The following is a 21,577-nucleotide window of genomic DNA, read 5'->3' on the forward strand; positions in this document are numbered from 1 at the left end:
TTCAGCGTGACAGTGACGACTCGAAGAACGCCACCTCCAGGTGCATTGCCCGCCGGTAGGCCTGCCTGACGGCAGGGCTGTCATCGGCGTGCTGGTCGAGGAGCCCCTCCAGCTGGGACGCCAAGCTCTCGAAGCCGGGATCGGAATAGGTCTGCACCCACTCCGCGTACGGTCCCGCCGTCTCTGCATCCAACGATGTCCCGAGCCAGGCGTAGAGGCGCATGCACGGTGTCATCGCCGCCAGTGTCACACCCAGGCCGGACGTCGCGGCGGTGGCGAGCAGGAAGTCGGTGTACGCCAGCGTCGCCGGTGACGGTTCGACACCGGCCATGTCGATACCCCAGCGCGCGGCGTATGAGTTGTGCAGACCCAACTCATCGGCTACTCCGGAGATCAAGCCGGCCAATGCGATCAGCGTGGGGGTATCGGTGCTGCGAGCCAGCGCCAAAGCGTAAGCGCGGACGAAGGATTCGAGGAAAAACGCGTCCTGTGCGACGTAACCCGCGAAGACGTCTCGATCCAGCGAGCCGTCGCCCAGCCCGCGGACGAACGGATGCGCCAGCGCGGCGGCGGCCAGCTCGCCGTTGGCGGACCACAGCTGAGTGGAGAGGCTCATGCCAGTGCCATATCCCAGAACGCCACCTCACGCGTCAGCACCTCGGCGACCACGTCGTCGTGGCCTTCGGGGGTTGCCAGTTCCCCGAGCGCGTCCACGTATGCGGCGAAGCCGGGCGCGGTCCAGTGCTCCACGAACTCACGCAGGGGTGAAGTGCTCGAGACCGCCGACGACCACGCGACTAGGTACACCCGCTCGATGACCCAGAGGGCCGTCAGTGCCGCGTCGACAGGCATCGTGTCGAGCCGCAGCAGCAGTTCGCGGTAGGCGGCCGTCGCCGCCAGGGGCTGCGCCGGGGCGACGCCCCGCTCGGCCGACTTCACCTCGAACCAGTCCAGCTCGTCGACCAGGGCCACACATCCCCCCGCGAGCACCCCCTGAGCCGGGCGCGGCGCCCGCGCGAGCAGCCGCGCCTGAAAGGTCAGCAGGTCGGCGACAAACAGTGCGTCCTGCGCCAGCCACCGGTCGAAGTCCGCGTCGCCGATGGTGCCGTCACGCACCGCGTCGAGGAACGGATGCCGGGTCGCGGCGGTCCAGAGGGCATCGAGCACGCCCGAAAGACTAGTCCAGGGTCGAGAAGTGTTACGCCCAGGCAATGTGTCCGAAATCGGATGCGGGAATGCCCACAGAATGAACAGTGATGCTGAACTAGCCGCCGAAACGATCATGCGGGGGATAGGGCGCCGACGGTTCGTTCAGGCGGTGGCCGCACTGAGCGCGGGAGCAGGCCTCGCCGCATGCGCATCGTCCCCGGGCGCGGATGGCGGAGCATCGGCGAGCGCCGGTGAGATCCTGCAGCCCGGTGGCGGCCCCATGCCGGGCGATCACTACCTCGGTTCGGAGCCCGACCAGGTGCTGTGGGGTTACGTTCCCACGGTGCACGCGCAGTCGGTGCTGCAGATGCGGTCAGGGCAGACGGTCACCATCGACGCTGTTTCGCACGAAGGCATACTCGAGGACCAGGGTCGAAACCCGGTCGAGTACTTCGGCGGTCACGGCGTACGCGAAAGAGACGTCCTGAAGGACGCGATCGATATCGCTGCCGGATACCGGCGCACCCCACGCAATTTCGATGTCGACGGACCGCACATCGTCACGGGCCCGATCTTCGTCGAAGGCGCACAGCCGGGTGATGTCCTGAAGGTCGAGACGCTGGAGGCGGTTCCCCGGGTGCCCTATGGCGTGGTCTCCAGCCGGCACGGTAAAGGGGCGCTTGCGTTGTCCGCGAAGGGCGAAGCGCCCGCGGGCGTCAGGTTGGACGAGGTGATGCCGCCCGCGGCAACCGACGGGCGCAAATCCAAGGATCCCGCCAGATACGGCAACGTGTCGGTGTTCACCGCAGTCGAAGAAGGCAACGGTGTGATGCCGTTCGGTGAGCGGCGGCAGTGCGGTTTCCATTGCGGCCCTTCATGGGAATGATGGGCGTCGCGTACGCGGACGCTCCGGGGTTGACCTCGCCGAATGCGAACTCGGTACCGCCGACGCTGGGCGGCGGGAACATCGACATCGGCCTGCTGGGGCCGGGGTCGGCGTTCTATCTGCCGGTCTTCGCCGAGGGGGCGCTCTTCTACGTCGGCGATCCGCACATGGCGATGGGCGACGGCGAAGTCGCGCTGACCGCCATGGAGGGATCGTTGCGGGGAACGTTCCGCCTCACGGTGTGCAAGAAGGGCACCGCCGATGCACCGTCGGTTGCCTTCATGTACCCCTTTGCGGAGAACCAGGATTCGTGGATTCCGATCGGGCTGTCCGACCCAGACGGCGCGGCCAATGAACAGGGAAGCGACCTGGACGTCGCGATGCGTCGCGCCGTGATCAACGCACTGAACTTCCTGGAGAACGATCGCGGCATGGATCGTCCGACGGCCTACGCATATCTCTCCGCGGCGGCGAACTTCGCCGTCAGCCAAGTGGTCGACAAGACGGTCGGGGTGCACGCACAGATTCGGAAAGCGCACTTCGCCTGACCGCCGGCCGGCGGCGAGCCCGCGAATCCATCGGTAACGTCGTCGGTGATGACAGACAATCCCGCTGAGGTAGTCGAAACGATCGACGACCCGCCACGGCGGTCCCGCAAGCTCGGCCGGCTGGCGGTGGTTTTGACCATCGTGGTGCTGCTATTCGCCGTGCCGTGGTGGACCCTGCTGGGGGCGGGGACGGCGTGGCCTCCCGCCGTCTTCGTAGCGGGCACGCTGCTCTTCGTCGTCGCCACCGGCGCTCTGCCGACGCTGATGGTGCTCGGCCACGGCCGCCGGCATTCCGACCTGGCCGCCGTCGCAGGCGATGCGCTGCTGGGTGCGACGTGGGTGCTGTTCGTCTGGTCGGTGCTGGGCCAGGTGGCGGGCCTGCTGCTGCTCGCCGGGGGAGTCGGGGATCCGGCACGGTCGAGGTGGGTCGCGGGCGGCGTACTCGTCGTGACGCTGGTCCTGGTGGCGTGGGGCTACGCCGAGGCGATGCGGGTGCCGCGGGTACGAGAAGTCGATGTTGCCATCGCCAGGCTCGGCCGAGGTCTGGACGGGCTGCGCGTCGCGCTGATCACCGACACCCACTACGGGCCGATCGACCGGGCACGATGGTCGGCTGCCGTGGTCGCGCGGGTCAATGAACTCGGCGCCGACGTCGTGTGCCACGTCGGTGACATCGCCGACGGAACCGTCGAGGTACGCGAAAACCAGGCGAGCCCGCTGGCGGCGGTGGATGCCACATCGGCGCGGGTCTACGTCACCGGCAACCACGAGTATTTCAGCGAGGCGCAGGGCTGGCTGGACTACATGGAGCGCATCGGGTGGGACGCGTTGCACAATCGGCACATCGTCGTCGAACGCGGTGGTGACCGCCTGGTCGTCGCCGGGGTGGACGACGCCACCGCGAAAGCCTCGGGTGTGAACGGGCACGGCGCAAATCTGGATGCCGCACTGGCGGGTGCCGACCCGACGCTGCCGGTCCTCCTTCTCGCCCATCAGCCCAAGCAGGTCGGGCGCGCCGTGCGTGCGGGCGTCGACTTGCAGGTGTCGGGGCACACCCATGGCGGCCAGATCTGGCCGTTCAATTACCTTGTCCGACTGGACCAACCGGTGGTGCAGGGTCTGAGTCGCCACGGTGAGCGGACGCAGCTGTACACGAGCCGCGGGACGGGCTTCTGGGGTCCGCCGTTTCGGGTATTCGCGCCGAGCGAGATCACTCTGCTGACGCTGCGCGCCGCTGTTGTCTGATCAGCGGCCCCGCCACTGTGGCGGGCGCTTCTGCTGCCACGCCCGAATTCCCTCGGCGACATCCTCGGTCGCGGCGGCGACCTTGCGCATCGTCTCGCCGAAGCGGACCGACTCGATCCACCCCATGTTCGCGGTGCGCCACGCCACCTCCTTGGTGGCGCGCTGGGCCAGCGGCGCGGCCTTCGTCAGCGTCTGCGCCCAGGCACGTGCCTGCGCCTGCAGCTCGTCGGGCTCGACCAGCTTCCACACCAGGCCGACCTCTTTGGCACGTTCGGCCGACATCGGCGCACCGGTCAGCAACAACTCCATGGCATCGGCCCAGCGCAGCCGCTCGGGCAGGCGGATCGCGCCGACGATGGTGGGGGTCCCCAGCGTCACCTCGGGGAACGAGAACGTGGCCGTCGTAGAGGCGATGACGAAGTCGCAGAACAGAATTCCGGTCACCCCATAACCGACGCACGGGCCGTTGACGGCCGCGATGGTCGGCTTGAACAGTTCCATCCCGCTCTCGAACGAGTTGATCGTCGGCTTCTCCCAGAACGTGCCGCCGAAGGTGCCCACCGATCCCTCGCCGTCTTTGAGGTCGCCGCCGGCGCAGAACACACTGCCGTTGGCGGTCAGGATGCCCACCCACGCGTCCTCGTCGTCACGGAACCGGTCCCAGGCGGCGTTCAGGTCTTGGCGCAGCGCGCCGTTGATGGCGTTGCGTGCCTCTGGACGATTGAGTGTGATCGTGGCGATGTGATCGTCCAACTCGTAGGTGACCAGGCTCATGGCTGCACGATAACCACGCGACATACGGTCAGTGAATGAACTTCGAGGAGTACCGGACGTACGACGCCACCGGGCTGGCGAAACTGGTCGCCGACAAGCAGGTGTCCGCGGCCGAACTGCTGACGCTGGCGCGGGAGCGGGCCGCCGCGGTGAACCCGCGGATCAACGCGATCGTGCGTGACGTGCCCGCTGCGCCGACCGCGGAGCTCACCGGACCGTTCGCCGGCGTCCCGTTTCTGATCAAGGACCTCGGGCAGGACTACGCCGGTCTGCCGACCTCGGCTGGTTCACGCGCGCTGATGTCCGTGCCCGCCGCCGAGCACGCCACCGTCGTCCAACGCTGGATCGACGCGGGCCTGGTCATCTTCGGCAAGACCAACACCCCCGAGTTCGGCGCAAAGGGGATCACCGAACCGGTCGCGTGGGGGCCCACCAACAATCCGTGGGATCTGCAGCGCTCGCCGGGTGGCTCGTCGGGCGGGGCGGCGGCGGCGGTCGCGGCGGGCATCGTGCCGTGTGCCGGGGCGAGCGACGGCGGCGGATCGATCCGGATCCCGGCCGCATGCTGCGGGCTCGTCGGATTGAAGCCTGGCCGTGGTCTGACGCCGTTCGGTCCGGCGACGGGCGAGGCCATGCACGGCGCGGCGGTGCAGGGCGTCGTCTCGCGCACCGTGCGCGACACCGCCGCGATGCTCGACGTGATCGTCGGCGGCGAACCGGGCGGACCTTTCGTGCCCGGATTGCCGGATTCGCCCCTCGCGTCGAACGTCGGCGCGGAGCCTCCGAAGCTGCGCATCGGTGTGCGGGTGCCGTGTGCCATCACGCCGTCGCCGCATCCCGAGGCGTACGCGGCCGTCGAGTCCACCGTCGCCGCGCTGAGCGCGTTGGGCCACCACGTCGAGGAGCTGCCCGAGGCCCCCTTCGACGATGCCGCTCTCGCCAGGGAGTTCCTGCTCGCGTGGTTCGTCAACACCGCGTGGGAACTCGCCGAGGCCAAACGCGTGTCAGGCGCGGGCGACGACGCGTTCGAGCGTGACACCCTGATCCTGGCGGCGATCGGCCGTGCGACCAGCAGCGTGGACTATGTCGACGCGGTCCAGAAGCGCCACGAACACACCCGCCGGCTGACGACCTTCTTCGAGTCGTACGACCTCTTGATGACGCCCTCACTGGCGACCCCGCCCCCGAAGACCGGCGAATTCGACCTCCCGGCCGCGCTGCAGAAGGGTGCCGACCTGCTGCTCAAGACCCGGACCGCCAGCATGCTGCGGTTCACCGGAATCGTCGACGACATGGTGGACAAGAATCTCGGCTGGGTGCCGTACACCCAGCTGGCGAACATCACCGGGCGACCCGCGATCTCGCTGCCGCTGCACTGGACCGCGGCCGGTCTGCCGCTGGGTGTTCAGTTCGTCGCCCCGCTGGCAGGTGAGGCGCTGCTCATCCGGCTGGCGGCCCAGCTCGAGCAGGCGCTGCCCTGGGCGCAGCGCATCGCGCCGGTTTAGTGGCGGCGCCACGTGCTGACCAAGGACGGCCAGCCGCTGGCCTGGCAGGTCAGTACGAGTAGCGACTGACTTTCTCCGGGTGGATGACGAACCGAACTTGGTCCTCGGCCAGGATGTCGTCGAGGTCCTTCGCGCGCACGGGGTCGTTCAGGTCCCAGTAGCGCGCGGCCAGTCGGGCGGCCAGGTCCCGTCCGCCGTCGGTTTCCACGCTGGCGCGGCCGGCGACAGACACCCATCGCTCGCGTTCACCAACGGGGGCGGCAACGACGATCGAGGCGCGTGGGTCGTCGCGCACCCGCCGCACTTTCAAAGTGTCTGGCCCCGTGAACAATTGGATTGTCCCCTCGGCGGTGGCCTCGAACCACACCGGTCGGGGCTGCGGCGGAACCGGACCGTTGGCGACGGTCAGAAAACCGTGCAGCGGACGGCGCAGAAACTCGAGGTCCTCCGCGGTCAGCGACGCATCAGAACTCATTCCTGGGTGGACTCGTCGTCTTCGTCAGCCTCCGTCGGCAGTGCTGCCGCTCCCGGGGTGGCGGGCGTGGTGAGGACTTCGTCGGTTTCGTTCGCAGGCTCCGGAGATGTCATGACGGACCCTTACCCGCGATCCGAACGGCGAAAACGGCTACGGCATGATGCGCAGGTGACATACCGACCGCCGAGCCTGGCCGACGTTGTCGCCACCCTTGAAGTCGAACGGGTCGACGAACACCACTTCCTCGCGACGCAGCTAGACAATCCGGCTCACCACATCGTCGGTGGACACATCGCGGGTCAGGCGCTCATGGCGGCGAGCCTCACCGCTCCCGGCCGAACCCCGCACAGCGTGCACGTCTACTACATCCGGGCCGGCGACGCGCGGTCCCCCGTCGACATCCACGTCGACGTGGCGCGTGACGGCGGCGCGCTGTCGACCCGCCAGATCACGGCGCGTCAGAACGGACTGATCCTGCTGGAAGCGCTCGCGTCGTTCAGCGAGCCCATCGAGTCAGTCGACTATCACCAGCCGATGCCCGACGTCGCCGCCCCTGAATCGCTGCCACCCATTCAGGAGCAGCTGGCGGACTACGCCGACGAGCTGGGCGGCCATTGGGTCCGGCCGCAACCGTTCGATCTGCGCTACGTCGACGCCCCACCACGGCTGGCGATCGAGTTGCCCGAGCTGCCACCGCGTATGCGAATGTGGTGGCGGCCCAACGGTTCTGTGTCCGCCGATCCGGCGCTGGGCAGCTGTCTGTTGACGTACCTGTCGGGTACGACGATGGTCGAGGTGGCGCTTACCCGGCGGCGGCAGACGCCACTGAGTGCCTTCAACGCGCTCATCGACCATGCGCTGTGGTTTCACTGGCCGGTCGACCTCTCGGATTGGGTGCTGTCCGACCAGTTTTCGCCGAGCGGTGTCGCGGGCCGTGGACTATCGACGTCGACGATGTACAACCGCTCAGGGCAACTGGTCTGCATCGCGACCCAGGAGCTGTACTTCGGCAGAAAATGACCCGCGATCAGCAAGCACGTAGGCTAATACGGTGTCTGACCCGATCGAAACCCTGATGCTGGCCAACCTGCTCGCGGTGTTCAACGAACGCGACGAGAAAACGCGGCGCCCCGCGATCGAGCGCACCTACGCACCCGACGTCCGATGGACCGACGCCGAGGGCGTGTCCACCGGACGTGACGCCTTGGAAGCGAAATGCGTTGCGCTACAGAATCAATTGGGAGACCAACAGTTCGCGGCGGCCGGCCCGGTGCACGTGCTGCCCGACTTCGGATACCTGGCCTGGAACCTCGTCGACCCGACCACCGGACAAACCGGCATGTCCGGCTTCGATGCCGCCGTGATCAAGGACGGCAGGATCGCCGAGCTCTACACGGTGCTGATTCCGCCCTCCTAGCAAGCATGAGTTGGCGGTGGCTGGGTACACCTACCGGGACTTGTCTCGATACGGAAGGTACCTATGACCGCGTCACCACCGCGGCTTGACCAGCGCGATCTCGCCGACGCCGAACGCGTCGTCGCGGCGGTGTCCTCGGCCTTCTCGGCCAAGGTGGTCGGCCAGCACGACCTGCGGGAGTCGTTGCTGATCACATTGCTGGCCGGCGGGCACCTGTTGATCGAGAGCGTGCCCGGCCTGGCCAAGACCACGGCCGCCCGCGTCATCGCCGAGTCGATCCAGGCGGGGTTCCGGCGCATTCAGTGCACCCCCGACCTATTGCCCAGCGACATCATCGGCACCCAGATATACGAGGCGGCCACCAACTCCTTCGCCACCCAACTGGGGCCGGTGCACGCCAACATCGTCCTGCTCGACGAGATCAACCGATCCAGCGCAAAAACCCAGAGCGCGATGCTCGAGGCGATGGAAGAACGCCAGACCACCATCGCAGGTGTGGAATACCCGATCCCCGAACCGTTTCTGGTGATCGCCACCCAGAACCCGGTCGAGCAGGAAGGCACCTATCCGCTCTCGGAGGCGCAGACCGACCGATTCATGTTGAAGGAACTCGTCCGGTATCCCTCCGTCGACGACGAGGTCGAAGTCGTGATGCGGATGGACGCCGGCCTGTACGAGAAGAACTACCGAACGCCTCCGGTCGTCGGGATCGACGACATCCGGCGTGTTCAGGCCCTCGTGGGAACCGTGTACATGGACCGCGAACTGATCGCCTACGCCAGCCGGCTCGTGAGCGTGACGCGGGAGCCGGAGCAGTATCTGCCGGCGAACATCGCCCGGTTGATCGAATACGGAGCGAGCCCCAGAGCGACGATCGCGTTCTGCCGTACCGCCCGCGCCCTCGCCGTGGTCCGGGGCCGCAACCACGTCGTGCCCGATGATGTCGCCGCGCTGGCGCACCGCGTCCTGCGCCACCGCCTGATCCTCGGTTTCGAGGCGGCCAGCCTGCAGATCACACCCGACGTAGTGGTCGACGCGGTGCTGGCAGCGGTGCGGGTGCCGTGAGGTCATGGGCAAGTATCTCGACCGCACCAAGCAGTTCTTCGGGCGCGATACGACCGGACTTTTGGACGGCGGGCGGTATGCACTGGTACACACCCGCAGCCTCGAATTCGACGACCTACGACCCTATGTGCCGGGCGACGACGTCCGCGATATCGATTGGAAGGCCACCGCACGGTCGGGCCACGTCCTGATCAAACGTTTCGTCTCCGAGAAGCACCATAAGATTCTCGTGGTCGCCGACGCCGGCCGGAATACCGTAGCCCAGGCGCCATCCGGCGAGCGTAAGCGTGACATCGCAGCCCATGTCATCGGTGCAATCGGGCTGATCACCTTGCGGCGGTCCGACGAGATCGGCATGGTGTTCGGCGACGTTCGTGGATGCGTCGACATCCGACTGCGGCGCGGTGAGACACACATCGAGAGCATGCTGCACCGGTTCGATCACCACACCAGGACCGCACCAGCGCCCAGCAATGTTGTGACACAGCTGAATTGGGTGGCGAAGCACTATCGACACCCGCTGTTGATCTTCGTCCTATCCGACGAGCCGGAAATCAGCGACGGACTCGGCGAGACACTGACCCAACTGACGGCGCGGCATGACGTGCTGTGGGCCATGGTCGCCGACATGGCGGCGGTCGGGTCCGTCGACGACGAGGGCGACGGTTACGACGTTGCCGGCGGCCGGGTCGTCATGGGCGGCGCGGCGCTCGGACCGGATGTCGTCGAGGCGTACCGCAAGGCCGAATTCGCCCGACGGGAACACCTTTCGACGTTCTTGACGAGGCACGGCGTGCCACACGCGAGGTTTACCGGCAGTACGCGCATCCGAGCCGGACTGACATCGATGACCGGAGCGTTCGCCCGTGTCAGATGAGCTGGTCCGGTTCGTCCTCGGACCCACGCCGTACTCGTCGTGGTGGCTGTGGCTCGCGGTCCTTTTGTCGTTGACCCTGATCGGTTGGTACGCCGGGGTGTTCGTGTTCACGATGCCGGGCCGTCGGTTGCGCGGCCTGCCCGTCATCGGAACGGCGCGCAGCGAGCTGGTCAAGCGACGGTCCGCCCACGCCGTGCGCGCAATCGGTGAGCGCTATCGCGCGGGTGAACTGGCGTCGGCTCCCGCCGCTGCGGCGGTCAGCCGCGAGCTGCGGGCGTTTCTGCACGCTGCCACCGGTGTGCGTGCTGAATACATGCAAGTCCACGCCATCGCTATTGGCGAGTTGGCCGTGGCGGCACCGGTTTTGGCGGACCTGATCGACGCTCAGTTCAACGCCGATTCGAGCGTCGACGTCGCATTCGTGAGTGACTCCGCCGAGGAGTTGATCCGCACATGGAACTGACGTGGTGGGTCGTGGCGATCGCCGGATGTCTCGGATTGGCGAGCTGTATCTCGGCGGTGCTGTTGAGGCCGACGCGTACCGAGCGGCGGCGGCTGCGTCTACTGGCGAACGTCGACCGGCTGACGCGCCTGCCGGAGTACCGACGCGCAGCGCGGCTGCGCACGCTGTCGGCCGTCGTCGCCATCACGTTGCTGACGGTGATCTTCGGAGCGGCCGTGGTCGCTGCCGCCCGACCGATTGGATTACCCTCGGCCGCAAGGCAATCCCAGGAGGCCCAGCCCGAGGACATCATGCTGTGCATGGGCGGTCCGCCAACCGACCCCGATGTCCGGGCAACGCTGCGACGCTTCGCGACCGAAGTCGCGAACTTCAGCACGCAGCGCATCGGGTTGACCACCGCCGACCGGCGAATCGTGCCGATGACGCGCGACTATCAATACGCGGCAGGTCGATTCAATGCCTACGCCGGTGGGTCGGGCGATGCCGCTGCGTGGGCTCCCGCCCTGGACTACACGAACTACGCCGGCGGTGTCGAAGATGTGCTGGCGATGTGCCTGACGGGCTTTCCGTCGGTTGACCAGTCGAACGCACCGCGGCGTTCGCTCATCTACGTCGGACCCGGGTCGCTACGCTCCCCCGGCGACCCCCGCCCCGCGCTGTTCACCCCCGACGGGGTCCGCGATCTGGCGCAGGAAGCCGGTGTGCAGGTCAACCTTATGTTCACCGAGACGGACAACGGAGCACTGGACGCACTGGCGCGTGAGAGCGGCGGCCGCTCGTTCCCGGTGAACTCGGATACGAACGCCGACCTCGCCGAGATCAGGGATCACCCCCCACCGTCGACTGAGTCTCAGAATGCCGCCGTCAGCGCTGTCGAAACGCCCGATATACCACTGGTATTGGCGCTGTTAGCGCTCACCGCATTGGTGCTGTGGCCGCTGGTGGTGCGACCATGACGCTGCAGCCGGTCCTGCCGACACTGCTCTTGGTCGCTATGGCGGTGCTGCTGATCGCCGCGCAGATTCTCGCGTTGCGGCGGTGGCGAGCCTCCGGGCGCAACCGGACGGCGCTATGGCGGTGGCTCCTCATCAGCGCCGCGGCTCTGCTTCTCGTCGTGGCAGCGAGTCGTGTGGTGATCCTGGTCGACGACGAGAGCACGACACGCAGCGCGGGCGACCTGGAACCGAACGTGTTCCTCGTCGTCGACCGATCACCGGACATGGCGGTTCGCGACCTCGACGGCCGCACCCGGATGGACGTCGCGCGCGACGACCTCGAGGTATTGGTCGACCGCTATCCACGCGCACGCTTCGCGGTCATCGGATTCGCGTCGGCTCCGTCGCTGGACTGGCCGCTGTCGGCTGACACATGGAGCCTACGTCCGGTCCTGGACACCTTAATCCCCTATGCGAACGGGCCCGACACCGCCACCCAGACCAACGCCGGCGCGGCGGGCACCGTGTTGAGGTACCAATTGATCAGCGCGGTCCAGCAATATCCACGGGCCACGACACTCGTCTTCTATCTGGGCGCAGGCGCACCTGAGTCCGAGCTCCCGCCAAGGGAATTCGCACCGCCTGCCGGATCGGTCGACGGTGGCGCTGTGCTCGGTTACGGCACTTCCGTCGACGAGGCCGCGCTACGAGGTGTCGCCGATCAACTCGGTGTCCCCTACGTCGCGCGGCCCGACGCCGCACCTCTGTCCGCGGAGCTGCCGGACGGCGCAACGGATGCGCCGACCACCGCACTCACCTCAACCGAAACAGGCACCGAGACGTACTGGTTACCGGCCGTCGGCGCCGCGATCCTCATCCTGATCGAGCTCTACCTCGTGCTACGCGACCTCCGGCGCAACCGAGTCGTCAGCGCGGAGGTGGCCACGTGACCTGGTGGCGGAGCGGTTCCGCGCGGCTGCGGCTGCGACGGCGATTGCTGGTGTTCTCCGCGCCGATCGCGCTGCTTCTCGTCATGGTGATCGTCAAGTCGCTCTCGGTGGTGATCGCGGGGGAGTCGGCCGTCACGGCGTTCACCGAGCGGGACAACGCGGGGTTACGCCGGGCGGTCGACTCGTTGACCGTGCTCAATGTCATCGAACCGGCCAAAGCGTATTTCGCCGCAGGCAGTCTCGCGGTGCTCGACAACAGGCTGGAGGAGGCGGACCGCCAGTTCAGCGAAAGTCTGTCGCGCAGCCCGACCGGTGAATCCTGTTCGGTGCGGGTCAATCTCGAACTCGTCCGCGAGACGTTAGGCGACCGGGCGGCTGCCGTGCTCGACGGCCGCACCGCGGTCGCGTACTTCATCGGTGCGCGAACCGTGGTGCAGGAAGCTCCGCAGGGGTGCTTTGCGGGCAACACCGATCCGGATCCGCAACGGCAGGCACTACGCAACGAGGCACTGCCCCGTCTGAATCAGAAGATCGGCGCCGCGCAGGTCGCACCACCGCCGCCTCCGCCAGCGCCTGAGGTCCCGGCCGCATCACCGCCGCCAGCGCAGGCCGGTGGCACGACAACGGAGGACGGTTCACAGTTGCGCCTCGAGCCCGGCACCCCGATGGAGCGCTTGCAGCAGATACTTCGCGACGCCGCGGAGCGCGACGGGACTTGATCGGTTTATCCGCCGCCGGTGACGATGTTCGACGACAGCGTGAGCATCTGGCCGTTCTTGCACACGCCCCAGCGACCGCCCCAGCCGGACGTCCACACCACGGGTTCGCCAAGCCAGACCTGGGTCGGCTTCGGCGGGGCATGGGGTGGCGGTATCTCGCCCTGGGGGATCGAGCACGGAGGCGGCTGGGCAATAGCGAGCCCGGCACCAAAGCCGAGGCTCGCCGCAGCAAGCCCGCCTGCGAAGGAAATCGCGGCGACAGTGGTCTTGATCGAAGGCATCTGCATCACTCCAGCATCGCGACTCGTCCGGCTAATTAGTAGACGTAACCACCTTACGGGATGGCTAAACGCTCTGACGGCACTGTGACATCCGACCCGGGATATGTAACGCCGACGCGATCCGTATACGGTCCAGATATGACTCGAGTGGCGGTAATCACGGGCGGCGCGGGCGGCATGGGCCTGGCCACGGCAAAAGTCGTCGGCCCGGACCACACCTTGGTGCTCTGCGACGTCAGGCAGGAACGTCTGGACGCCGCCGCCGAGACGCTGAAGGGTCTCGGAATCACCGTTACCGCCGTCAACTGCGACGTCACCGGCCGGTCGGCGGTCACCCGGCTGTTCGAAACGGCAACCAGCCTCGGGACCCTCGCCTCCGTCATCCACACGGCGGGAGTCAGCCCCAGCATGGGCGACGCCGACTACGTCATGCGGACCAACGCGGTGGGGACGGTCAACGTCGACGAGGTCTTCTACGAGACGGCGCCCGAGGGCGCGGCGATCGTCAACGTCGCATCGATGGCGGCCCACATCCTGCCCGACGAGCTCATTCCGGTCGCGGAGTTTCCGAAAGCCCTGACCGACGAAGCAGCCTTCATGGCGGCGGTACTGCCTGCCTGCGACATCGCCGGCGACGAGGCGCGATCCGGTATCGCCTATGCGATCAGCAAGAGCTTCGTCCGGTGGTACAGCGCATCGCAGTGCGAGCGGTTCAACGGCAAGGGTCTGCGCATCGTCTCGGTCTCTCCGGGGTCCGTCGACACCGAGATGGGCAGGCTCGAGGAGCAGGCAGGCGCCGGAGCGATGGTCGCCGACGCCGCGGTCCCGCGCTGGGGCAAGGCCGAGGAGATGGCCGACCTGCTGGCGTTCTGCGTCAGCGACAAAGCCGGCTATCTCACCGGCACCGACATCCTAAACGACGGCGGTGTGGTCGCCTCGATGAAGGAACGTGCCAGGGTCGCCGCCCAAAACGGTTGAGCCGCAACGGCGTCAGCCGCGGTACTGGGCGACTTTCTCGGCGAACTCGTCGAGTATCCGCAGCGACTCCTCGCGCGGTTTGGTGGGCAGGAGCAGCGCCACCTGTCCATATCCGAGGTCTTCCATCGCGCGCCAGTATTCGGGATCGGCGGGTGTGCCGAATTGAGCCAGGGGCGCATCGCGGCCCCCACCGGCCCGGATCTGCTCGATGCGTCTGGCCAGGTGGTCGACGGGAAGCGGATTGGAGATCCAGCCGGCGTCGTGCCGGATGATGCGCTTGACGGTCGCATCGGAGTCGCCGCCGATATAGATGGGCGGATAGGGCTTCTGGACCGGCTTGGGCCGCAGGTACGACGAATCGAAGTCGACGTACTTGCCGTGATACTCCGCGGGCTCGGTGGTCCACAGCGCCTTGATGGCCTCGATGCGTTCGTCGAGCAGCGCCCCACGCGTCTTGGGGTCCGTGCCGTGGTGGCGTAACTCCTCGATGTTCCACCCCGCGCCGACGCCGAACACGAACCGACCGCCGGAGATCAGGTCGATGCTCGCGGCTTCCTTCGCAGTCACGATCGGATCGCGCTGAATGAGCAGCGCAATCCCGGTGAACAGCTCGATTCTCGAGGTGACGGCCGCGGCAGCGGCCAGCGTGACGAACGGGTCGAGCGTCCGGTAGTAGATCGACGGCAACTCGCCGCCCATCGGGTACGCCGACTCCCGGCTCGCCGGAATGTGGGTGTGCTCGGCGATTACGAGCGACTCGAAACCCCGCTCCTCGACCGCCTGTGCGAGCGATACGGGGTCAATGCCGTCGTCGGACACGAATGTGGAGATTCCGAACTTCATGAACCACTCCCGTCGTCTCAGTGCTCAAGGCCCCGTCGGGGCGTTGTATTCCCCGCCCGCAGCAGGACAAGCGTTTTGTTCAAGACCAGTTCGGGGCGGCCGTTGAAACTGGGGCCTATGAGCGAGCAGGCCTTCACCCCGGCTACCGGACGGTTCGGGGCGACGCGGTTCTACGACCCCGTCGTCGCATTGACACGTGAACGACTGTGGCGGTCTCTGGCCGCCATGTACGTCGCGCCCCGGCCCGGCGACGTGATCGCCGATGTCGGTTGCGGCACCGGATCGTTGGCCGTGTTGCTGGGCCGGGTGGAACCGCGTGCACAGATCATCGGGCTGGACCCCGACCGCGAAGTGCTTGCGCTGGCGCGAGACAAGGCGGACGCGGCCGGGGTCACGGTGGACTGGCGCGTGAGCATGGGCGACGCGTTGGTGGACGCGGTGGGCGCTAACTCGGTGGATACGGTGGTATCCAGCTTGGTGCTCCACCAATGCCCGCTCCGGATGAAGCGAGCCGTGCTGGCGTCGATATACGAGGTGTTGAAGCCCGGCGGGAAAGTGGTGATCGCCGACTTCGGGCTGCAGCGTACGACGCTGATGCGCACGGCATTCCGCATCGTGCAGCTGGCCGACGGTAAGGAGGACACCCAGCCGAATGCCGACGGCGTGGTGCCGAAGCTGTTGTCCGAGTGCGGATTCAAAGACGTCCGCGAGGCGGAGGTCGTACCGACGGTGAGCGGTTCGATCTCCGTCTATGTCGCGCTCAAGGAGTGACTGCGCACGATCGGAAGCAGTGCTGCCGGCGTGAGTCCCATCATTTCGCGCATCTGCCGGGTGAGGTGGGCCTGGTCCGCGAAGCCCGCCTCGGTGGCCGCGTCAGCCAATGACAGACCCCGTTGCAGCGCCTCGGCGGCACGTCGGAGCCGCGTCCACACCCGCCAGCGGGCCAACGGCATCCCCAACTGTTGACGGGCCAGCGCGCGAAGACGCTGGGGTGAGAGCCCGACTTCGGCGGCCAGATCGGAGAGCGCAATGTCGCTGCCCGCCAACGTGTTCAGTGCTGCGACTAGGCGTGGGTCCAGGTCGTCGGACCCACGATGACCCGCCGGGCGGACGTCGTCCTCGCCCAGGTTCTGCAGTTCGGGTGCCGCGCAGATCCCGTTGCCGTAGCGCCCACGCAGCCCATCGGCGAACGCGCAGTGCGGTTCAACGAAGTAGGTGAGTACGTCCGCTGTCGCGAGCAGACAGTGCCGCTGCATGGGCGACACCACGAGCGCGGCACCACGATGGGTGACGTCGCCTCCGTCCACGACGCCGACGTCGTCGCTCATCCCGATCATGATCTGGAATGCGGCGTGACGATGCAGGGTTCCCGCGGTCGTCGGTCCTCGGTACACCGCGTAACCCTCGCCGACAGCGAAGCGAGGAATCACGCTGGCGCCCAACGTGTTACCAGACGCGAACCCAGTCGACGAGCATCTCAGCGGGGTAGGTGCCGCCACTGGGATCCCCGCCGCCGGAACCGGCGACCGCAAGCCCCAAGATCGGGAACAGCGTGTAGCCGGGCGTGTTGAACTGGTAATTGGGCAAGCTGTCGGGCGTGACGGTGAAGTACGGTGCCGCACCGGGTGTGTGGTCCAGCCAGAAGCTGATGCCTGACTCCGTCCACTGTGCGCGCCACCGGTGCCACGCGCTGTCGGGTGCGATGGTGTGGCTGACGTGCTCACCGCCGTTGAGGTTGGCGTGGACGGTGGTTCCGGGGGCCCAGCTGCCGTTGCCGTACCACTCGATGATGTCGACTTCGCCGCCGTTGGTCGGACTGTTGTTGGCCAGGTACCAGGCCGGCCAGCACCCGGGGGTCAGGCAGTCGAACTTGACCCGGGCCTCCCAGGTGGTGTTGATGGGCCCGCGGTACCTGCCGAACAGTTTGCCGCTGTAGTACGTGTCGCCGTCCTTGGCCGCACGGAGGACGAGGTTGGAGTTGCCGTCGACAAAGAGGTTGCGCCGGTCGTCGCGGTACTGGCCGACGTTCTCAGGCAACTCCCAGAAGGTGGGGTCCTCCATGGTCTCGCGTTCGTACGCGGGCTCCCATTTCGAGAAGTCCGGGGCCGAACCCGCCTCACCGTCGAAGTTGTCCTCGAAGAGGTACTTGGCGGCTGGCGGGTCAGCGTGCGCGGCGGGCACGGACACGGTGGCCGCGAGCGCGCCGATGCCGGCGATCTGCATGACGCGGCGACGATTCAGTTCAGGAACCACAGGACTAGGTAAGCGCTTATGTCCGCGAAGCGCAAACCCCTTCCGATCTTGGCGGCCGTAGGGCTAGCGTCCCCGGCATGAGTACGGCGTCCACCCAAACCGGCCCGACACGCGCCCCCACCAGCACTCGAAGGGCAGTTCTCAACACCGTCAAGGGCTCGGCGGGCAACCTCGTCGAATGGTATGACGTTTACGTCTACACGGTGTTCGCGTCTTATTTCGAGGCCCAGTTCTTCGACAAGGCCGACACCAACTCGACGGTGTACATCTACGCCATCTTTGCGGTGACGTTCGTGATGCGCCCGGTGGGATCGTGGTTCTTCGGTCGGTTCGCCGACCGTCGCGGCCGTAAGGCGGCACTGATGTTCAGCATCACGGTGATGTCGACGTGCTCGTTCGTCGTGGCGATCATGCCAACGCGCGAGACCATCGGGTACTGGGCGGCGGTGATCCTGGTGCTGGCCCGGCTGGTGCAGGGGTTCGCCACCGGCGGTGAGTACGGGACGTCGGCGACCTACATGTCGGAGGCGGCGACTGCCAACCGGCGCGGTTTCCTGTCGTCGTTCCAATACGTGACCCTCGTCGGTGGGCACGTGCTGGCGCAGTTCACCTTGCTGATCGCGTTGCAGTTCCTCGACGACGACGCGATGCACGACTGGGGTTGGCGCATCGGCTTCTTCATCGGCGGCATCGCAGCGCTGGTGGTGCTGTGGATCCGCCGCTCGATGGACGAGTCGCTGAGCGAGACGCATCTGGAGGCCATCCGCGAAGGCAAGGACCGCGACGCCGGCTCGCTGAAGACGTTGTTCACCACGCACTGGCGACCGCTGCTGCTCGTCTTCCTCATCACCGCGGGCGGCACGGTCGCGTTCTATACCTATAGCGTCAACGCACCCGCAATCGTCAAGTCCACCTTCGGATCTGACCGTGCGATGACGGCGACGTGGGTCAACCTGCTGGGCCTGATCTTCCTGATGCTCTTGCAGCCGCTGGGTGGACTGCTCAGCGACCGGGTCGGACGTAAACCCCTGCTGGTCTTCTTCGGGGTGTCCGGCGTGATCTACACCTACTTTCTGCTGACGTTCCTGCCGGAGACGACATCGGCGATCACGGCGTTCCTCATCCTGGCCGTCGGCTACATCATCATCACCGGCTACACGTCGGTGAACGCGATCGTGAAAGCGGAACTGTTCCCCGCCGAGATCCGGGCGCTCGGAGTGGGTTTGGGCTACGCGCTGGCGAATTCGGCGTTCGGCGGCACGGCCCCCATGCTGTATCAGGCCGCCAAGCCCGATCACATCACCTTGTTCATCATCTATGTAACGGTGATAATCGGCGTGAGCCTGCTGGTCTACATCTTCGCGCTGAAGAACAAGAGCGAGACGGTGCTGGATCGCGAGCAGGGCAGCGCGTGGGCGGTGCCGTCAGCGGTGACTCGCAAGTGACGACGCCGGAGATTCTCCACAGCTCAGCCCTGGCTGAGGAGATCCTCGAGTCGCATCGCCACTTCGCGCATGGTGATGACGCCGGCTTCGATAGTTACAAGGCGCACGTGTACCGCGTCATCAACTTCGCGCGGGCGCTCACGCCTGACGAAGGCAACCGCGATGACAAGCTGGCCATCGCGTCCGCATTCCACGATCTGGCGGCATTCGACACGATCGACTATCTCGTGCCATCCATCGAGGCGCAGGACGCCTGACTGAAGGAGACCGGCCGCGAAAGTTGGTCAGATGAGTTGGCGCTCATCGTCGCCGAGCATCATCGACTTTTCGGTTATGGATCCAACCGCCCCCACGCGGCACTGGTGGAGGCGGTCCGCCGGGCCGACCTCGTCGAGGTCAGCCAGGGCCGGATCAGGTTCGGCCTTCCGCGTTCCTACGTCGACGACGTACGGGCGGCGTTCGACGCCGACGAGTTCTTCAACCGAGTAGTGCCCTCCGGGGCTGTGCGTGCAATCCGTAAGCTGCAGCAGCCCGGGTTCTTACGTCCTCGCAACGCATTGATCCGCTCGGGCCACAAAGGTATCGATCACTAGGTCCACTAAGCGACGTTGTCGTTAATTTGTTGCGGCCCAGTGCTTGTCGGACCCCTCTGTTTTGATGGGGTCATGTCTTCGATCGCCGCCTCCGACGGGGCGGTCGTGCGTCCGAAGGACCGGCTGGAGGTGTTGTTCGGCGAATTGGGTGAGTTGATGGGTCAGCGCAACGCCATCGACGCGCGCATCGTGGACATCGTGGCCGAGATGGACCACGACAACCTGGTCGGCATGACCGGGTGTCGCTCGCTCTCGGCTTTGGTGGCGTGGAAGACCGGCTCCTCGACCAGAAACGCCGGGAAGATCGCCGCGATTGCGCACCGGGCCCGACAGTTTCCGCTGTGCATGGCGGGCCTGCGCGAAGGCCGGTTGTCACTGGACCAGGTCGCCATCATCGCCGAGAAAGCCGGCGCAGGTTCTGATGGGCACTACGTGACGTTGGCCGAGGTCGCCACCGTCAGCCAACTCAACACCGCCCTCAAGGCCGAACCACCCCTGCCATCTGAACCCGACCCCTGGCGCGACACCCCACCCGAGGCCGAACCCGCACCCGAGCCGCCGCCGCGGCCCACGATCACCACCACCCACAGCGACGAGCAGACCACCACCTGGAAGATCACCCTGTCACACCTGGACGCCGCAACCTTCGACGCCGCCGTGCAGTCCCATCTGGATGCTGCGGTCGCCGCGTGGAAACGCGACCACGACACCGACACCCTGCCCGCCGCGGTAGCGTCGCCGTTTCCCACCAAGGGTGAGGCGTTCATGAGCCTGGTCGAAGCCGGCTGGGACGCCGACGCTACCCGCCGCCCCCACGGCCAGCACACCACCGTCGTGGTGCATCTCGACGTCAAAGACCGCATCGCCAACCTGCACCTGGGCCCGCTGCTCACCGACGCCGACCGCCGATACCTGACCTGTGACGCCACCTGTGAGGTGTGGTTCCACCGCGACGGACAGGTCATCGGCGCCGGGCGCAGCACGCGCACCATCGGCCGCCGGCTGCGCCGCGCGCTGGAATACCGCCATCCCACGTGTGCGGTGCCCGGCTGCGGGGCTACCCGCGGACTGCACGCCCACCACATCCAGCATTGGGAAGACGGCGGCCCCACCGACCTGGACAACCTGGTCCTGCTGTGCCCCTACCACCACCGGGCCCACCATCGCGGGGTCATCACCATCACCGGACCCGCCGACAGCCTCACCGTCACCGACAGCGATGGCCGAACCCTCACCCCGGGATCACTGGCCCGCCCACCCACTCGCCCCCCACCCAACGCCGCGCCCTACCGCGGACCCACCGGCGAACGCGCCCAATGGAAGTGGTACGACCCGTTTAAGCCCACACCACAGAGCGACAACTAGGGGAGGGCCTGTCGCGCCTTCGCGCAGATCTGTCCGACGGCTCCTGGTATATCGACCTCGGATACCGCCTACTTGTCGCCGATGTCGCTCAACCGACCCGCAACAGCACGTCTGCGACCGCCGACGGCTGGGACAGAAACGGCGAATGACTGCCGGGCAACTCGACGATGTCGGCATCGATTCTGCGAGCCACCCGCTTGGACCAGGAGGGGTTGACCACAAGGTCCTCGTCGCACACCACGGACGTACAACCCACCGACGGGTGCTCGGCCAGCGAGCACGGTAACGTCCACGGGTATCCCGATTGAGGCCGAAGATGATCGATCGCCGCAGTCGCGGTCGCGTCGTCGCAGTCCGCGTAGAACACGTTGCGGGCGAACTCGAGATCGGCCCACGTCGTGCGCAATTGGTCGTCGGGCTCGGTCAACCCCTGCAGCCATCCGTTGCCGAACTCCGGGCTGACCATGTCGGGCTCCGCTTGCCACTGATCGAGGAGGCTGAGTCCGGCCGCCGGAACGGCCGCGCACAGATACACCAAATGCCGAACCGGGCGGCGGCCCGGAATCAACGCTCCCGTGGCGCCGGCCAACGAATGAGCGACCACCACGACGTCGTCGTCGCACCCGCCAAGGGCGTCGCACACGAGATCGGCGTACGCATCGAAGTCCGCAGTCCCGTCATCACTCGGCAGCTGTGGCGCAAGTACCTCATGCCCGGCCCGCTCCAAGAGCGGCGCCACGCGTTCCCAGCACCACGCGTCATGCCATGCGCCGTGGACCAGCGCGAACGTCGTCACGCGCCGAGCGTATCC

General features: G+C 66.8%; 25 protein-coding genes and 1 pseudogene. 17 read left to right on the forward strand and 9 right to left on the reverse strand.

The annotated features are described in order from the left end of the window. Position 1: 1 nt before the first annotated feature. Positions 2-616, reverse strand: a complete 615-nt coding sequence (locus tag M1248_RS20230) for a TenA family protein (RefSeq protein WP_317149526.1) — start codon at positions 614-616, stop codon at positions 2-4. Beyond that, on the reverse strand, positions 613-1,167 hold the full coding sequence (locus M1248_RS20235) for a TenA family transcriptional regulator (RefSeq protein ID WP_317149527.1): 555 nt from the start codon (positions 1,165-1,167) through the stop codon (positions 613-615). Before M1248_RS20235 ends, M1248_RS20230 begins: the two co-directional genes overlap by 4 nt. 79 nt (positions 1,168-1,246) lie before the next feature. On the opposite strand from M1248_RS20235, the pseudogene M1248_RS20240 reads away from it, so the two are divergent. Beyond that, positions 1,247-2,583 (forward strand): annotated as a pseudogene (locus tag M1248_RS20240) (acetamidase/formamidase family protein). A 48-nt stretch (positions 2,584-2,631) separates the two neighbouring features. Beyond that, the gene (locus tag M1248_RS20245; RefSeq protein ID WP_317149528.1) at positions 2,632-3,828 is read left to right on the forward strand and encodes a metallophosphoesterase; all 1,197 of its coding nucleotides are present in this window, start codon (positions 2,632-2,634) and stop codon (positions 3,826-3,828) included. Here M1248_RS20245 and M1248_RS20250 read toward each other — a convergent pair whose 3' ends face one another. Then, on the reverse strand, positions 3,829-4,602 hold the full coding sequence (locus tag M1248_RS20250) for an enoyl-CoA hydratase/isomerase family protein (protein ID WP_163732261.1): 774 nt from the start codon (positions 4,600-4,602) through the stop codon (positions 3,829-3,831). Between the two features lie 35 nt (positions 4,603-4,637). On the opposite strand from M1248_RS20250, the gene M1248_RS20255 reads away from it, so the two are divergent. Further along, a complete protein-coding gene (locus tag M1248_RS20255) occupies positions 4,638-6,107 on the forward strand; it encodes an amidase (RefSeq protein WP_163732258.1) in 1,470 nt (489 codons plus the stop codon). 49 nt (positions 6,108-6,156) lie between these two features. Here the strand turns inward: M1248_RS20255 and M1248_RS20260 are convergent, their stop codons facing one another. After that, positions 6,157-6,582 (reverse strand): pyridoxamine 5'-phosphate oxidase family protein, encoded by a 426-nt coding sequence (locus tag M1248_RS20260; protein WP_163732255.1) that lies wholly within the window; start codon positions 6,580-6,582, stop codon positions 6,157-6,159. 168 nt (positions 6,583-6,750) lie between these two features. Here M1248_RS20260 and M1248_RS20265 point away from each other — a divergent pair, with 168 nt between their 5' ends. The 8 genes from M1248_RS20265 to M1248_RS20300 all read left to right on the forward strand — a co-directional run bounded on the left by M1248_RS20265 (position 6,751) and on the right by M1248_RS20300 (position 13,008). Beyond that, on the forward strand, positions 6,751-7,602 hold the full coding sequence (locus M1248_RS20265) for an acyl-CoA thioesterase (protein WP_317149529.1): 852 nt from the start codon (positions 6,751-6,753) through the stop codon (positions 7,600-7,602). Positions 7,603-7,633: 31 nt separating this feature from the next. Then, positions 7,634-7,999 carry a nuclear transport factor 2 family protein gene (locus M1248_RS20270; protein ID WP_163732249.1) on the forward strand — a complete coding sequence of 122 codons (366 nt, stop codon included), beginning with the start codon at positions 7,634-7,636 and terminating at the stop codon, positions 7,997-7,999. 63 nt (positions 8,000-8,062) lie between these two features. Beyond that, positions 8,063-9,064, forward strand: coding sequence for an AAA family ATPase (locus M1248_RS20275; RefSeq protein WP_163732246.1), 1,002 nt, complete (start codon positions 8,063-8,065; stop codon positions 9,062-9,064). A gap of 4 nt (positions 9,065-9,068) precedes the next feature. Then, the gene (locus M1248_RS20280) at positions 9,069-9,941 is read left to right on the forward strand and encodes a DUF58 domain-containing protein (protein ID WP_317149530.1); all 873 of its coding nucleotides are present in this window, start codon (positions 9,069-9,071) and stop codon (positions 9,939-9,941) included. After that, positions 9,931-10,404, forward strand: coding sequence for a hypothetical protein (locus M1248_RS20285; protein WP_317149531.1), 474 nt, complete (start codon positions 9,931-9,933; stop codon positions 10,402-10,404). Before M1248_RS20280 ends, M1248_RS20285 begins: the two co-directional genes overlap by 11 nt. Continuing rightward, positions 10,395-11,360, forward strand: a complete 966-nt coding sequence (locus M1248_RS20290) for a hypothetical protein (protein ID WP_317149532.1) — start codon at positions 10,395-10,397, stop codon at positions 11,358-11,360. Before M1248_RS20285 ends, M1248_RS20290 begins: the two co-directional genes overlap by 10 nt. Next, positions 11,357-12,289, forward strand: a complete 933-nt coding sequence (locus M1248_RS20295) for a VWA domain-containing protein (protein WP_317149533.1) — start codon at positions 11,357-11,359, stop codon at positions 12,287-12,289. Before M1248_RS20290 ends, M1248_RS20295 begins: the two co-directional genes overlap by 4 nt. After that, positions 12,286-13,008 (forward strand): hypothetical protein, encoded by a 723-nt coding sequence (locus M1248_RS20300; RefSeq protein WP_317149534.1) that lies wholly within the window; start codon positions 12,286-12,288, stop codon positions 13,006-13,008. Before M1248_RS20295 ends, M1248_RS20300 begins: the two co-directional genes overlap by 4 nt. A gap of 5 nt (positions 13,009-13,013) precedes the next feature. On the opposite strand, the gene M1248_RS20305 is transcribed toward M1248_RS20300, so the two are convergent. Further along, positions 13,014-13,289, reverse strand: a complete 276-nt coding sequence (locus M1248_RS20305; RefSeq protein WP_083126542.1) for a hypothetical protein — start codon at positions 13,287-13,289, stop codon at positions 13,014-13,016. A 138-nt stretch (positions 13,290-13,427) separates the two neighbouring features. On the opposite strand from M1248_RS20305, the gene M1248_RS20310 reads away from it, so the two are divergent. Continuing rightward, positions 13,428-14,267, forward strand: coding sequence for an SDR family oxidoreductase (locus tag M1248_RS20310; RefSeq protein WP_317149535.1), 840 nt, complete (start codon positions 13,428-13,430; stop codon positions 14,265-14,267). Between the two features lie 12 nt (positions 14,268-14,279). Here M1248_RS20310 and M1248_RS20315 read toward each other — a convergent pair whose 3' ends face one another. Beyond that, positions 14,280-15,110: an LLM class F420-dependent oxidoreductase gene (locus M1248_RS20315; RefSeq protein WP_317149536.1), complete on the reverse strand. Its 831-nt coding sequence runs from the start codon at positions 15,108-15,110 to the stop codon at positions 14,280-14,282. A 117-nt stretch (positions 15,111-15,227) separates the two neighbouring features. Here M1248_RS20315 and M1248_RS20320 point away from each other — a divergent pair, with 117 nt between their 5' ends. Further along, on the forward strand, positions 15,228-15,881 hold the full coding sequence (locus tag M1248_RS20320) for a class I SAM-dependent methyltransferase (RefSeq protein WP_317149537.1): 654 nt from the start codon (positions 15,228-15,230) through the stop codon (positions 15,879-15,881). Here M1248_RS20320 and M1248_RS20325 read toward each other — a convergent pair. After that, positions 15,860-16,540 (reverse strand): AraC family transcriptional regulator, encoded by a 681-nt coding sequence (locus M1248_RS20325; protein ID WP_317149538.1) that lies wholly within the window; start codon positions 16,538-16,540, stop codon positions 15,860-15,862. The two genes, M1248_RS20320 and M1248_RS20325, sit on opposite strands and share 22 nt — an antisense overlap. A gap of 16 nt (positions 16,541-16,556) precedes the next feature. Continuing rightward, complete coding sequence (locus tag M1248_RS20330) at positions 16,557-17,333, reverse strand: family 16 glycosylhydrolase (protein WP_163737910.1); 777 nt, start codon at positions 17,331-17,333, stop codon at positions 16,557-16,559. Positions 17,334-17,440: 107 nt separating this feature from the next. Here M1248_RS20330 and M1248_RS20335 point away from each other — a divergent pair, with 107 nt between their 5' ends. The 4 genes from M1248_RS20335 (at position 17,441) to M1248_RS20350 (ending at position 20,766) form a co-directional block, all read left to right on the forward strand. Then, positions 17,441-18,808, forward strand: a complete 1,368-nt coding sequence (locus M1248_RS20335; protein ID WP_163732221.1) for an MFS transporter — start codon at positions 17,441-17,443, stop codon at positions 18,806-18,808. Beyond that, entirely contained in the window at positions 18,805-19,065 is a 261-nt protein-coding gene (locus tag M1248_RS20340; RefSeq protein WP_317149539.1) for a hypothetical protein, read from the forward strand. Before M1248_RS20335 ends, M1248_RS20340 begins: the two co-directional genes overlap by 4 nt. A gap of 36 nt (positions 19,066-19,101) precedes the next feature. Beyond that, entirely contained in the window at positions 19,102-19,401 is a 300-nt protein-coding gene (locus M1248_RS20345) for a hypothetical protein (protein ID WP_317149540.1), read from the forward strand. Positions 19,402-19,473: 72 nt separating this feature from the next. Continuing rightward, positions 19,474-20,766, forward strand: a complete 1,293-nt coding sequence (locus M1248_RS20350; RefSeq protein ID WP_317149541.1) for an HNH endonuclease signature motif containing protein — start codon at positions 19,474-19,476, stop codon at positions 20,764-20,766. Between the two features lie 88 nt (positions 20,767-20,854). On the opposite strand, the gene M1248_RS20355 is transcribed toward M1248_RS20350, so the two are convergent. Continuing rightward, positions 20,855-21,562: an alpha/beta hydrolase gene (locus tag M1248_RS20355; RefSeq protein ID WP_317149542.1), complete on the reverse strand. Its 708-nt coding sequence runs from the start codon at positions 21,560-21,562 to the stop codon at positions 20,855-20,857. Positions 21,563-21,577 lie beyond the last annotated feature (15 nt).

It is taken from the genome of Mycobacterium sp. 29Ha, assembly GCF_032883055.1.
GTDB lineage: Bacteria > Actinomycetota > Actinomycetes > Mycobacteriales > Mycobacteriaceae > Mycobacterium > Mycobacterium gallinarum.